The sequence below is a fragment of the Pseudomonas linyingensis genome (genome assembly GCF_900109175.1).
GTDB classification, from domain to species: Bacteria; Pseudomonadota; Gammaproteobacteria; order Pseudomonadales; family Pseudomonadaceae; genus Geopseudomonas; species Geopseudomonas linyingensis.
Genome location: NZ_FNZE01000005.1, coordinates 221,883 through 233,644, shown reverse-complemented (window position 1 = coordinate 233,644; position 11,762 = coordinate 221,883). Strand labels below are relative to the sequence as shown.

General features: G+C 63.8%; 13 protein-coding genes. All 13 read left to right on the top strand.

The genetic code is table 11. From position 1 onward, the window contains the following. The first annotated feature begins 88 nt into the window (after positions 1 to 88). The 13 genes from BMZ19_RS08500 to BMZ19_RS08440 all read left to right on the top strand — a co-directional run bounded on the left by BMZ19_RS08500 (position 89) and on the right by BMZ19_RS08440 (position 11,611). Positions 89 to 1,228, top strand: a complete 1,140-nt coding sequence (locus BMZ19_RS08500; protein ID WP_090309744.1) for an amidase — start codon at positions 89 to 91, stop codon at positions 1,226 to 1,228. A gap of 12 nt (positions 1,229 to 1,240) precedes the next feature. Continuing rightward, positions 1,241 to 2,389, top strand: a complete 1,149-nt coding sequence (locus tag BMZ19_RS08495) for an acyl-CoA dehydrogenase family protein (RefSeq protein ID WP_090309741.1) — start codon at positions 1,241 to 1,243, stop codon at positions 2,387 to 2,389. Positions 2,390 to 2,414: 25 nt separating this feature from the next. Beyond that, positions 2,415 to 2,777 carry an IacB protein gene (locus BMZ19_RS08490; protein WP_090309738.1) on the top strand — a complete coding sequence of 121 codons (363 nt, stop codon included), beginning with the start codon at positions 2,415 to 2,417 and terminating at the stop codon, positions 2,775 to 2,777. A 10-nt stretch (positions 2,778 to 2,787) separates the two neighbouring features. Further along, a complete protein-coding gene (locus BMZ19_RS08485) occupies positions 2,788 to 3,306 on the top strand; it encodes a nuclear transport factor 2 family protein (RefSeq protein WP_090309735.1) in 519 nt (172 codons plus the stop codon). Positions 3,307 to 3,350: 44 nt separating this feature from the next. Continuing rightward, positions 3,351 to 4,640 carry an aromatic ring-hydroxylating oxygenase subunit alpha gene (locus BMZ19_RS08480; protein WP_090309918.1) on the top strand — a complete coding sequence of 430 codons (1,290 nt, stop codon included), beginning with the start codon at positions 3,351 to 3,353 and terminating at the stop codon, positions 4,638 to 4,640. 3 nt (positions 4,641 to 4,643) lie between these two features. Next, the gene (locus tag BMZ19_RS08475) at positions 4,644 to 5,126 is read left to right on the top strand and encodes an aromatic-ring-hydroxylating dioxygenase subunit beta (protein WP_090309732.1); all 483 of its coding nucleotides are present in this window, start codon (positions 4,644 to 4,646) and stop codon (positions 5,124 to 5,126) included. Positions 5,127 to 5,136: 10 nt separating this feature from the next. Further along, complete coding sequence (locus BMZ19_RS08470; RefSeq protein ID WP_090309730.1) at positions 5,137 to 5,892, top strand: SDR family NAD(P)-dependent oxidoreductase; 756 nt, start codon at positions 5,137 to 5,139, stop codon at positions 5,890 to 5,892. 22 nt (positions 5,893 to 5,914) lie between these two features. After that, positions 5,915 to 6,868, top strand: a complete 954-nt coding sequence (locus tag BMZ19_RS08465) for a PDR/VanB family oxidoreductase (RefSeq protein WP_090309726.1) — start codon at positions 5,915 to 5,917, stop codon at positions 6,866 to 6,868. Beyond that, complete coding sequence (locus BMZ19_RS08460; RefSeq protein WP_342028236.1) at positions 6,792 to 7,991, top strand: TRAP transporter substrate-binding protein; 1,200 nt, start codon at positions 6,792 to 6,794, stop codon at positions 7,989 to 7,991. Before BMZ19_RS08465 ends, BMZ19_RS08460 begins: the two co-directional genes overlap by 77 nt. 11 nt (positions 7,992 to 8,002) lie before the next feature. After that, positions 8,003 to 8,521 carry a TRAP transporter small permease gene (locus BMZ19_RS08455; protein WP_090309720.1) on the top strand — a complete coding sequence of 173 codons (519 nt, stop codon included), beginning with the start codon at positions 8,003 to 8,005 and terminating at the stop codon, positions 8,519 to 8,521. Positions 8,522 to 8,525: 4 nt separating this feature from the next. Next, positions 8,526 to 9,842, top strand: coding sequence for a TRAP transporter large permease (locus BMZ19_RS08450; protein WP_090309717.1), 1,317 nt, complete (start codon positions 8,526 to 8,528; stop codon positions 9,840 to 9,842). A 47-nt stretch (positions 9,843 to 9,889) separates the two neighbouring features. After that, positions 9,890 to 10,825, top strand: a complete 936-nt coding sequence (locus BMZ19_RS08445) for a flavin reductase (RefSeq protein WP_090309713.1) — start codon at positions 9,890 to 9,892, stop codon at positions 10,823 to 10,825. Positions 10,826 to 11,131: 306 nt separating this feature from the next. Then, positions 11,132 to 11,611, top strand: a complete 480-nt coding sequence (locus tag BMZ19_RS08440; RefSeq protein ID WP_090309710.1) for a MarR family winged helix-turn-helix transcriptional regulator — start codon at positions 11,132 to 11,134, stop codon at positions 11,609 to 11,611. Positions 11,612 to 11,762: the final 151 nt, after the last annotated feature.

The window sequence follows — 11,762 nt, the reverse complement described above, 5'->3', positions numbered from 1 at the left end:
ATTGGTGTAATTTTTTCATCAACTCTTGGGTAGTCTCCATTCGATCGGAGCTGCCGCCAACAAAAACAATTCTTGCAAGAGACTTACTATGACAATGCTGATCTCCCGGTGTGAGCTGGGCGCCCCCGCAGGGCTGAAGGTCGTCATCAAGGACTCCATCGATATCGCCGGCATGCCGACCCGTCTGGGTAGCCGGGCGTGTGACGATGCCCGTCCCGCGGAGCAGCACGCTGAAGTGGTCGAGCATCTGCTGGCAGCCGGCCACCGGATCGTCGGCAAGGCCGTGATGCATGAGCTGGCCTTCGGGGTCACAGGCATCAACCACCATGCAGGCACCCCCATCAATGCACGCTATCCGGAGCTGATCCCGGGTGGCTCCTCCAGCGGTTCTGCCGCTGCCGTGGCCTCCGGACTGGCCGATTACGCGCTGGGCACGGACACCGGTGGCTCGGTTCGCGTGCCGGCTGCCTGCTGCGGCGTATTCGGCTTCAAGCCGACCTTCGGCCGTGTCAGTCGCGCCGGTGTCTGGCCAGGGAGCTCGTCGCTGGACTGCGTCGGCCCTTTCGCCGCCGATCTTGCGACTCTGCAGCTTGCCGAGCAGGCGATCGATCCCTCGTTCAAACCCGTCACTGAGACTGCCCTCGCGCGTTTCGCGCTGGTCATCAATACCTGCGCCCAGCCGGCCGTGGCCGCGGCGCTGAATCGCTACCTAGAGTCGCTGGCCTTACCGCACACCCGGATCGAGCTGCCGCTGCTGGATGAGGCCTTCGCTGCCGGATTGGCGGTGATCAACGCAGAAACCGCGCAGTCGGGCGCCGAATTGCTCGCCAGCGGCAAGCTCGGGGCCGATGTGGCGGCGCGCCTGAGCAAGGCCGGCGAAACCTCTGCCGAAGAGGTGCGTGCGGCGGAGCAGGTGCGTTCGGCTTTCAGCGCCGAAGTGGATCGGCTGCTGGAGAGCTGCGAGGTGCTGGTCATGCCGGCACTGCCGAACAGCCCGATGGCTCTGCAGGACGCACTGGCCGGGCAGACGGATCTTCAGATGACCGCGCTGGCGCGGCCTTTCAACCTGTCCGGTCATCCGGCGCTGGTCATCCCCTTCGAGGTCGACGGCCGTCCGGTCGGAATTCAACTGGTGGGTCGCAAGCATGCCGATGAGGTGGTCTTTGCGGCGGCGCAGCAGTTGCTCAGAGCGGCTGATGCCGCCCGTAACAATAAAGACAACAACTAGGGAGGCGGGCCAATGCCTGGTTATCAGATCGACAAATCCCTCTGGGGCGGGGAGACCGTGTTCGATGCCCTGCTTGCCGAGGTACGCAAGCGCCGTCAGGAGTTCGAGGGTCAGCAGTTCATCTCGGCGGACATCATCGACTCCTTCAAGCGGGTGGGGGTCTACCGCGCGATGGTCCCCAGGGCGATGGGGGGCGACGAACGCTCGCCGCTCGAGTTCCTGCAGATGGTCGAGGCGATGGCCGCGGCCGACGGTTCGGCCGGCTGGGTCGCCAGCTTCGGCATGAACCCGGCCTACCTGGCGGCACTGCCGCCGCAGACCATCGACAAGGTCTGGGCCGGGACGCCGGATGTGGTGTTCGCCGGAGGGATCTTTCCGACCCAGCCGGCGAAGAAGGTTGATGGCGGCTACATCGTCAGCGGCCGCTGGAAGTTTGGCAGCGGCTGCATGGGCGCCTCGCTGATCGGCGTAGGCATCCAGCCGGATAGCGGCGAGCCGCTGCCGCGTATGGCGGTAATGCCTGCTGACAAGGTGAAGGTCGAGCCCAACTGGGACGTGATCGGCATGGTCGGTACTGGCAGTCATGACCTGGTCGTGGAGGAGGTATTCGTACCGGAAGAGTGGACCTTCGTGCGCGGCGGCAAGCCCAATGTCGATGCGCCCTTCTTCCGCTACCCGACGCTAGCCTTCGCCGCCCAGGTGCTGTCGGTGACCACTGCCGGCCTGGCCCGTGAAGCGCTGGACGTGGTGCAGGCGATGGCGGCGGGGCGCCAGTCGGTGACCGGGGCGCCGAACCTGGGCGATCGCGAATACGTGCAGATCGAGATCGCCAAGGCGGAGGCCAAGGTGCGCGCCTCACGCGCCTTCTTCTACGGTGCGACCGAGGAGGCATGGAACAGCATCCTGGCCGGCGGCGAGCCCACTCGCGAACAGGTCAACCTGATCCGCCTGGCCACGACCAACCTGGCGCACGAGTGTGCCGAGGCGATCCGTTCCACCTACCAGGTCACCGGCATGACCGGGACCTACAACGACCACCCGCTGTCGCGCATCGTCCGCGACTCGATGATGTGCACCCAGCACGCCTTCATGGGTGCGATCACCCTGAAAAACGCCGGTGCCATGTTCTTCGGCCACGACCCGCTGCCGGGCTACCTGTAACCGAACAATAAAAAGGAGAAACGCGATGAGTGACAAGAAACCCCTGCGCGTCCTGTTCTGCATGGGCATCAACCAGAACTTCATGGATGCCCCGCGCGACGAGCAGCTCGCCGTGTGGGCGGCCTTCGGCGAGATGTGGAACGGCATCCACGACATGCCCGGTGTCGAGGTGATCGGCAACATGGACGATGACCAGAGCATGGTCGGTCCGTCCAGAGGCTATCCCTGGACCACCTACCTGCTGGCCGACGTGGCGGATTACGACACCGTGGCGGCCTGCTGCAACCTGTTCCGCAGCACTGCCGTGGGGCAGGGGCCCTACAAGCTGTGGCGCTACGCCAAGGTCGAGGCGCGCATCGGTCGCGAACTGATCGTGCAGCGGGCCTGAGGGCGGAGCGATGAGCGAGCTGGAGCAACTGCGGCAGCGGGTCGGCGCCCTGGAGGCGGCCCGCGTGGTCAGCGCCTGCCTGCACGAGTACATGCAGCTGTGCGACTACCTCGACGAGGGCTTCGATCTCGACCCGCTGCTGGCGCTGTTCACCGAGGACGCCGTCTGGGAGGGCAAGGGCAAGCGCTATGCGGCCAGCTTCGGCCGCCGCGAGGGCCGCGCCGCGATCCGCGCCATGTTCGACAAGTACACCCTGCCGCCGGCGCACTTCGTCCTCAACGTGCACTTCCTGACCTCGGAGAAGGTGGAGGTGCGCAGCGCGAGCGAAGCCGAAGGCACCTGGGTGCTGCTGCAGACCGCGACCTTCGCCGACGGCCGCTCCCAGCTCGGCAGCGCGTTGCTGAACGTGCGTTTCCGCAAGGAGGAGGGGCGCTGGAAGATCGCCCACTTCTGCACCACCAGCCGCTTCAACCGCCCGGTGCAGAGCCCCTGGGACAACCCGCAGCCGCTGCCGGTCCCCGAAGAATGACGATCCGGCGGACGCGTCCGCTGGCCAACGAAGAGAACAAGAACATGAGTGCACTGATCGAACTGCAGAACATCAGCCTGAAGGCGGCTGAACTGGTGGAAGAGGGTCGCGTACACAAGTCCCTCTACTCCGATCCGGCGATTTTCGAAGAAGAGCTGGACCTGGTGTTCAACAACACCTGGGTATTCGTCGGTCATGAGAGCGAGGTGCCGGAAGCCGGCAGCTTCAAGACCGCGTACATCGGCCGCCAGCCGGTGATCCTGAGCCGCGACCGCAAGATGAACCTGCACGTGCTGCAGAACCGTTGCCGCCACCGTGGCGCCACCGTCTGCGAAGCGCGCAAGGGCAAGACCAAGGCCTTCACCTGCCCATACCACGGCTGGGGCTACGGCCTGGACGGCAGCCTGCGCGCGCTGCCGAAGCCGGAGGAATACGCGGGCGTGTTCGACACCAGCGAAATGCCGCTGGAGAGCCTGCGCGTCGAAACCTATCAGGGCATGGTGTTCGCCACCTTCAAGAACGACATCGAGCCGCTGGAAGACTTCCTCGGCGCGGCCCGGAAGTGGATCGACCTGTTCATGAAGCAGGGCGGCGGCTACCCGGTGAAGGTGCTGGGCGAGCACCGCTTCAACTTCCCGGGCAACTGGAAGATCCAGCTGGAAAACACCACCGACGCCTACCACTTCCCGATCGTGCACAAGTCCTTCGTGACCTCCCTGGACGAGGCGACCGCCGACATCTTCGACTTCCTCGACGGCGAAGGCTTCGTCGAGGACCTGGGCAACGGCCACAGCGCGATGGTGATGATCCCTCAGCTGGTGGATCTGGAAGCGGATCTGGACCAGCCGATCCCGCCGCGCTTCGAGGCGCTGGCCCAGGAACTGCGCGATGAAGGCCGCCCCGAGGACGAGGTGCGCAAACTGGTGCGTGCCGCCCACGGCACCGGCTTCAACCTCAACCTGTTCCCCAACGTGTCCTGCTCCATGGCGTTCTTCCGTGTGCTGCGTCCGGTCAGTGTCGGCGAAACCGAGATCCAGCACGTGGCGCTGGGCGGTGAGGGTGCGCCGGCACCGTTCAATCGCAAGCGCATGCGTCTGCACGAGCACTTCCAGGGCCCGATGGGCTTCGGTACCCCGGACGATGGCGAAGCCTGGGAGCGGGTGCAGAAAGGTTCCATGGCCGGCACTGACGGCTGGATCCTGGTCAACCGCGGGATGAACAACCTGCACGACTCGGCCGACGGCAACGTCGCCGGCGCGGTCTGTTCGGAAACCGGGATGCGCGGTGCCTACCGCCAGTACAAGAAGCTGATGGCCGCAGGTCAGGAGAAGTAAGCGATGCGATCCAACACTCAACTGCTCGCGCAGGTCACTGAATTCATCGGCTACGAAGCGGATCTGCTCGATCACAAGGGCTATCAGGAGTGGCTGTCCCTGTGGACCGAGGAGGGGCTCTATATCGTCCCGGCCGACCTGAAGGCAACCGACTACCTGAACACCCTGAACCTGGCGTTGGACGATGCCGACATGCGCCGCATGCGGGTGGCCCGCCTGGAGAACGGCGAGTCGGTGTCGGCCCTGTCGGTAGGCGACACGGTGCGCATGATGTCGCGGGTGCGCATCCTCGAGGCCGGAGACGAGGTGGTCATCGCCCGCTGCGCCATGACCCTCAACGAGCTGCGCCACGGCAAGCTGGTGAGCTACCCGGCCAACGTCGAGTACATCCTCCGGCGCGTCGGCGACGGCTTCCGGATGGAGCAGAAGGTGGTGAAGCTGCTGCATGCCGACGGCTTCCTGCGCACCGTCAGCTTCATCTTCTGAGGAGTAGCGAATGAGCAACCCGACACAATCCCATGTAGCGCTGGTCACGGGAGCCGCCCAGGGCCTGGGTAACCGTATCGCCGCCCGTCTGCTGGCGGCCGGCTATCGGGTCGTGCTGACCGATCGCTCGCTGCCGGCGGCGGAGACGGCCGCCCGGGCCATGGACGCCAGCGGCGAGCGGGTCATGTCGCTGGCGCTGGACGTGGGCCGCAAGGCCGACTTCGAGGCTGCCCTGGCTGCCGTGCTGGAGCGCTGGGGCGATCTGCAGGTGCTGGTGAACAACGCCGCGGTCACCCGGGCGACACCGCTGATGGAGATCTCGCCGGAGGAGTTCGCCGAGGTGGTGAACATCAATCTGGGTGGCACCTTCTCTGGTTGCCAGGTGATCGGGCGGCACATGGCCGACCGGGGCTACGGCCGCATCGTCAACATGGCCTCGCTCGCGGGGCAGAACGGCGGCACCTCGACCGGCGCCCACTATGCCGCCTCCAAGGGCGCCATCGTCACCCTGACCAAGGTGTTCGCCAAGGAGCTGGCCGGCCAGGGCGTGACGGTGAACGCGATCGCTCCCGGGCCGATCGACTCGCCGATGGTCAAGGCGCTGGTTCCCGAGGAGCGCCTGCCGGGCCTGCTCGGTGCCATTCCGGTCGGCCGGCTGGGCGATGCCGATTTCATCGGCGACATGGTCGTGCAACTGGCGCGCCCGGAAGCCTACTTCACCACCGGCACGACCCTGGATATCAACGGCGGCCTATTCATGCGCTGAGGCACTTCCCATGACAAGCACTATGAGCAATAGCCTTATCGACGCCATCGTGACCCGGCGCGAAGACCAGACCGACGAGATCGCGGTGTTCGAGCTGGCCGCGGCCGATGGCAGCCCGCTGCCGGCGTTCGAAGCCGGCGCCCACATCGACGTGATCGTGGGGCCGGAGCTGATCCGCCAGTACTCCCTCTGCAATGCGCCGGGCAGTGCCGGCTACCGGCTGGGGATCCTCAACGATCCCGGCTCCCGCGGCGGCTCGCGGCAGATTCACGCCAGCCTGGAGGAGGGTAGTCGGGTGCAGATCGGTGCCCCGCGCAACCACTTCCCCCTGGACATGGATGCCACGCACAGCCTGCTGATCGGCGGCGGCATCGGCATCACGCCGATGATCGCCATGGCCTATGCGCTCAAGGCCGCCGGCAAGTCGTTCGAGCTGCACTACTGCAGCCGCAGCGAGAGCAAGGCGGCGTTTCTCGTCGAGCTCGAGCGCGCGTTCGGCGAGCGCCTGACCCTGCACTTCGACGATGCTGGCGAAGCCGCGCGTCTCGACCCGCCGCAGCTGTGCCGCGCGGCTCCGCCTGGCACTCACCTTTACGTCTGCGGGCCCGGCGGGTTCATGGACTGGGTGATCGAGCAGGCCAGGGGCGCCGGTCTGCCCGACCGACAGATCCACTTCGAGTACTTCAGTGCCGAGGTGGACGTCAGCGGCGAGGCGTTCGAGGTGTACGCCCAAATTAGTGATGTGACCGTGCAGGTCGGTCCGAACCAAAGCATCTCCATGGCGCTGAAGGCGGCGGGCGTGAAGGTGCAGATGTCCTGTGAAGAGGGCGTCTGCGGGACCTGTATCTGCGATGTGCTCGAAGGTATCCCCGAGCATCGCGATCGCTTCCTCACTGACGATGAAAAGGCGGACAACGACCAGATCGCACTGTGTTGCTCGCGGGCGAAGAGCGCGCGTCTGGTGGTGGATATTTGAAAGGCAGTTGGCGTTAAAGGTTGGAGTGGTTCATTGCCCTGCCCGAACTCTCGTTCGGGCGGAACTCAAAACAAGAAGCGAGGCAATAACAATGAAAAAGATCTGGCGTGTAGCGGTAATGACGACGATGGCCTTCCTGGCTTCGGGTGTGCAGGCGGAAACCCGGTTGACCATGTCTTCGTGGTTGCCCGCGGGGCATCCTCTGGTGCGAGATGTGATGGAGCCCTGGGCCAAGAGCGTGGAGCAGGTGACCGAGGGTCGCGTGAAGGTGGTGATGCTGCCATCGGCGCTGGGGCATCCGCGGGTACATTACGACATCGCGGCCGAGGGGCAGGCCGACATCACCTATGGCGCCCATGGTTACACGCCGGGCCGCTTCAGCCTCTACAAGATGGTCGAGTTCCCGTTCGGCGGTAACAGCGCCGAAGCCACTTCGGTGGCCTACTGGCGGGTCTACAACAAGTACCTGAGCGCGGCCGGCGAGCACAAGGACACCAAGCTGCTGGGGCTCTTCACCCACGGGCCGGGCCATATCCACAACAGCAAGCACAGCGTCAGCAGCTCCGCCGACCTCAAGGGCATGAAGCTGCGGGTCGGCGGCGGGATCATGAACGATCTGTCCAAGGGCCTGGGCTATGTGCCGCTGCAGCAGCCGTCCTCCAGCACCTACGAGCTGATCTCCAGCGGCGTGGCCGACGGCACCCTGTTCCCGCTGGAGTCGGTGCCGGCCTTCAACATCGACAAGAAGGCCACCCATACCACCCTGGTGCCGGGCGGCCTGTACAACTTCAGCTTCTTCGTGGTGATGAACAAGGAGCGCTTCGAGAGTCTGCCCGAGCAGGATCGCGCCGCTATCGACAAGGTTTCCGGCGAAGCCCTCGCGCGCCTGGCCGGCCACATGTGGGACGTTGAGGATGCCAAAGGGCTGCAGACCATCAAGGCCAACGGCAACGAGGTGCTGACCGCCACCGATACCTTCATGGGCGAAATCCGTGCTGCCAGCGAGCCGATGGAGCAGGAATGGCTGAAGCAGGCTGAAGCGGCCGGCGTGAATGGCCAGGATGCACTGGCAGAGTTCCGTCAACTGAGCAATCAACTAAGCCACAACCTGGCCAGCAAGTGACGGGGGCGCCGATGAAAGCATCGTTCAGAGCTTCATCCGGCGGCCGGGAGGTGGTGGTACTGCTGTACCGCCACCTGCTCGGTGGCACGGCTGCCATCGTGATGTTCCTCATGATGGCCATGACCCTGGTCGACGTGGTCGGCCGCTACCTGTTTTCCGCTCCGGTGAACGGAGCGTTCGAGCTGACCGAGTTGATGCTGGCCGCGGTGATCTTCATCGGTCTGGCGCTGGTGACCGCCGAGGACGGGCACATCGCGGTGGACCTGCTCGACGCGGCTCTCAGTCCGCTGGTCCAGCGTATCCAGTACTGGCTGATCGGGGCGATCAACGTCCTGGCGTTCGGCGCCTTCACCTGGGTGCTCTGGCAGCACGCGCTGAAGGTGCAGCGCTATGCCGACACCACGGCGGTGCTGCAGATCCCGTTGGCCTGGCTGGCCTTCATGATGGCCCTGACCACCGGTCTTGCCACCCTTGCCCTGATCATTCGCCTGCTGCTCGGCAGCAGCATGCATAGCGTTCGAGGAGAATAACCTGATGGAGGCGAGTCTGATCGGCTTTGCAGCACTGATGGTGCTGATTCTGGCCCGGGTACCTCTGGGGGTGGCCATGGGCGTTGTCGGGGTTGTCGGGTTTGCGCTGATGCAGCAGATCGGCTTCGGCAATCCGCGTGGCTGGAGCGCGGCGCTGAACATGGTGTCCTCGACGGCCTTTGATACCGGTCTGGCCTACGGCCTGTCGGTGGTACCGTTGTTCCTGCTGATGGGCAACCTGATCACCGAATCGGGCATGTCGAAACAGCTGTACCGGGCGGCCAATGCTTTTCTGGGCCACTTCAAGGGCGGCCTGGCGCTGGCCACCGTGGTGTCCTGCGGCGCCTTCTCGGCCGTGTGCGGCAGCTCCATGGCCACCGCGGCCACCATGTCCAAGGTGGCCATGCCTTCGATGCGCGAATACAAGTACTCGGACAGCCTGGCCACCGGCGCCATCGCGGCCGGGGGCACCCTGGGCATCCTGATCCCGCCGAGCGTGATCCTGGTGGTCTACGGGCTGATGACCGAAACCGACATCGGCAAGCTGTTCATCGCCGGCCTGATCCCGGGGTTGATCGGCATCCTGCTCTACATGGCTGCGGTGATGGTCACGGTGCGCCTGAATCCGGGCAGCGGGCCGGCCGGGGCCCGTTCCGGCTGGAAGGAGCGACTGAGCGCTCTCAAGGGGGTCTGGGGGATCAATCTGATCTTCATCGTGGTGATGGGCGGGATCTACGCCGGCATCTTCACCCCCACGGAGGCGGCGGGTATCGGCGCTTCCGGTGCCTTCCTGATCGCGCTGTTCAGCGGCAAGCTGAGCTTCAGCATGATGTACAGCTCGCTCAGCAATGCGGTGCGCACCACCGCGATGCTGTTCTTCCTGGTGATCGGCGCGCTGGTCTTTTCCAACTTCATCAATCTGACCGGCCTGCCGATGATGCTGCGTGACTGGGTGATGGGGCAGGGGTTCAGCCTGTTCGGGGTGATTCTGGTCCTGATCGTGATCTACATGCTGCTGGGCTGCGTGCTGGAAAGCATGTCGATGATCCTGCTGACCGTGCCGGTGTTCTATCCGATGGTGCAGGCCATGGGCATGGATCTGATCTGGTTCGGCATCCTGGTGGTGGTGGTGACCGAGATCAGCCTGATCACGCCTCCGGTCGGCATGAATGTTTTCGTGCTGCGCGGGGTGGTTCCCGACGTGAAGCTGTCCACCATCTTCAGGGGGGTGACCCCGTTCGTGGTGGCCGATGTGGTGAGGTTGGGACTGATCATCGCCATTCCCGCGCTGTCGCTTCTGCTGCCCCATTCGCTGGGCTGATGTCCGGACGAAAGTTTCCTGCCGTTTTGAATTGAACCGGAGCCCCCATGAAATTCGATCCTAAAGACTTCCGTCGGGCATTGGGCAAGTTCCCCACCGGCGTCACCGTTATCACCACCCGCGATGCCGAGGGGCAGCCGATCGGCATGACCGCCAGCAGCTTCAACACCCTGTCGATCGAGCCGGCGCTGGTGCTCTGGAGCATCGACAAGGGTGCCTGGAGCCTGGACGCCTTCGCGCAAGGCAAGGCATTCGCCATCAACGTGCTGCGCAACGACCAGATCGACCTGTCCAATCGCTTCGCCCGCCGTGGCGAGGACAAGTTCGCCGGTCTGCACACCCGCGACGATGCACACGGCTGCCCCCTGCTGCCCGGGGCCTCGGCCTCGTTTGAGTGCAAGACCTGGAATGTCTATGAGGGGGGGGACCACTTCATCATCGTGGGGGAGGTCATCGACTACGCCTACGAGGAGAACGTCAGTTCGCTGGTGTTCCACAATGGACGCTATGCAGTGCCGGAAGTCCATCCGGCTGTACAGGCTCCGACCGAGGCGCTCGAAGCCCGGGGCCTTCTCGGCGACTATCTGTTGTACCAGCTGCGCCAGACGCTCAACGCCTATGCCAGCGATTTCTATCCGCGGTTGAGTCACTTCGGGGTCACCGCCGAGGAGTGGCGGGTGCTCACCCTGCTGGCCGATGGCGAACTGATGGAGCAGGAGCAGATCTGCCGTTTCGTGTCCCAGCCCCTGAAGGAGCTGGTATCCATTGGCGAGTGGCTGAAGGAAAGAGGCCTGTTGCAAGTGGATGGGAGCTGTTTTGTGCTGACGGAACAAGGCAAGCGTTTGGCTGCTCAGCTCCTCGATACCGCGATCGAGCATGAGCACAAGATGCTTGCACCGCTCGATGCGGACGAGCAAGCAGCCCTCAAGGCCATGTTGAAAATGATCTACAGCTCAATCCAGAAGGGGGAATCAGGAGTGTGATTTTCGATGCCGGTTTTGGCGTGGCGGGTGTCTTGGGTGATCTGATTGGGCATGCAGGCTGCCTCCGCATGGGCAGGCTTTAGCTCTGTTGCGAAAGCGCTCTTATCGCGAGCAGCCCGGGAAGCCCCGGCATGGGGCTGTCATGTCATCGTGCAATTCTCACGGAGTTCCACTGGCGAAGAGCGGGTCCTGTTGCCGCTCCCCGACCGGGAAAATGCTCGCGCCTCCCCCCGAATCACACTAAAATTTCGGGTCAATTATTACCCGATCCGAATAGTCGGATACGGCCGGAGATCTTGCTGTCCGATGACCAGTAAACGCAAAGTCGACATGTACGACCCGCTGAGCGAAAACTTCAAGCGTCGCGAATTTCCCTTCTATTGGATTGCGCAGATAAACGCACTGTATAGCCAAGAGATGGAGCGGTTGCTGAAGCGTGTCGACATGGATGTGCCGCGCTGGCGCATCATCATGATTCTGAAGGAACATTCGGAACTGAGCATATCCGACATCGCCAGTCAGGCCGTAGCGAAGCTGCCGACCACCACCAAGATCGTCTACCGCATGCGGGATGAAGGGTTGGTGAACCTGGTGACATCCAGCGAGGATGGTCGAGTGACATTGGTTTCTTTGACCGATAAGGGGGTGGAAAGCCTGGAGCTGATTCGCGGCTCGGTCAGCAAGCTGTTTCGCAGCAGCTTCCAGGGTTTGAGTTCAGCCGAGGTTCACCGTACCAACGTATTGCTGTCGAAGCTGTTCGATAATCTGAAGGCGCTCTCCGACTGACTGCTGTTCCTGCCTCCGTCTGAAGCAGCAAATGGACCGAGGCGGGCCAGGAGAACAGCATCCGCGTGGTCGTGAATGATTCCGTAGCGGCGTTGATATCATTTCCAGCGCGACATTTGCGTCGCGCGAGGTCTTGGCTGTATCTCGCGAG

Bases quoted from the DNA above. Each gene is read 5' to 3' on its own strand.
- BMZ19_RS08500 (WP_090309744.1), top strand. From the start codon at position 89: ATGACAATGCTGATCTCCCGGTGTGAGCTGGGCGCCCCCGCAGGGCTG.
- BMZ19_RS08495 (WP_090309741.1), top strand. From the start codon at position 1,241: ATGCCTGGTTATCAGATCGACAAATCCCTCTGGGGCGGGGAGACCGTG.
- BMZ19_RS08490 (WP_090309738.1), top strand. From the start codon at position 2,415: ATGAGTGACAAGAAACCCCTGCGCGTCCTGTTCTGCATGGGCATCAAC.
- BMZ19_RS08485 (WP_090309735.1), top strand. From the start codon at position 2,788: ATGAGCGAGCTGGAGCAACTGCGGCAGCGGGTCGGCGCCCTGGAGGCG.
- BMZ19_RS08480 (WP_090309918.1), top strand. From the start codon at position 3,351: ATGAGTGCACTGATCGAACTGCAGAACATCAGCCTGAAGGCGGCTGAA.
- BMZ19_RS08475 (WP_090309732.1), top strand. From the start codon at position 4,644: ATGCGATCCAACACTCAACTGCTCGCGCAGGTCACTGAATTCATCGGC.
- BMZ19_RS08470 (WP_090309730.1), top strand. From the start codon at position 5,137: ATGAGCAACCCGACACAATCCCATGTAGCGCTGGTCACGGGAGCCGCC.
- BMZ19_RS08465 (WP_090309726.1), top strand. From the start codon at position 5,915: ATGAGCAATAGCCTTATCGACGCCATCGTGACCCGGCGCGAAGACCAG.
- BMZ19_RS08460 (WP_342028236.1), top strand. From the start codon at position 6,792: ATGAAAAGGCGGACAACGACCAGATCGCACTGTGTTGCTCGCGGGCGA.
- BMZ19_RS08455 (WP_090309720.1), top strand. From the start codon at position 8,003: ATGAAAGCATCGTTCAGAGCTTCATCCGGCGGCCGGGAGGTGGTGGTA.
- BMZ19_RS08450 (WP_090309717.1), top strand. From the start codon at position 8,526: ATGGAGGCGAGTCTGATCGGCTTTGCAGCACTGATGGTGCTGATTCTG.
- BMZ19_RS08445 (WP_090309713.1), top strand. From the start codon at position 9,890: ATGAAATTCGATCCTAAAGACTTCCGTCGGGCATTGGGCAAGTTCCCC.
- BMZ19_RS08440 (WP_090309710.1), top strand. From the start codon at position 11,132: ATGACCAGTAAACGCAAAGTCGACATGTACGACCCGCTGAGCGAAAAC.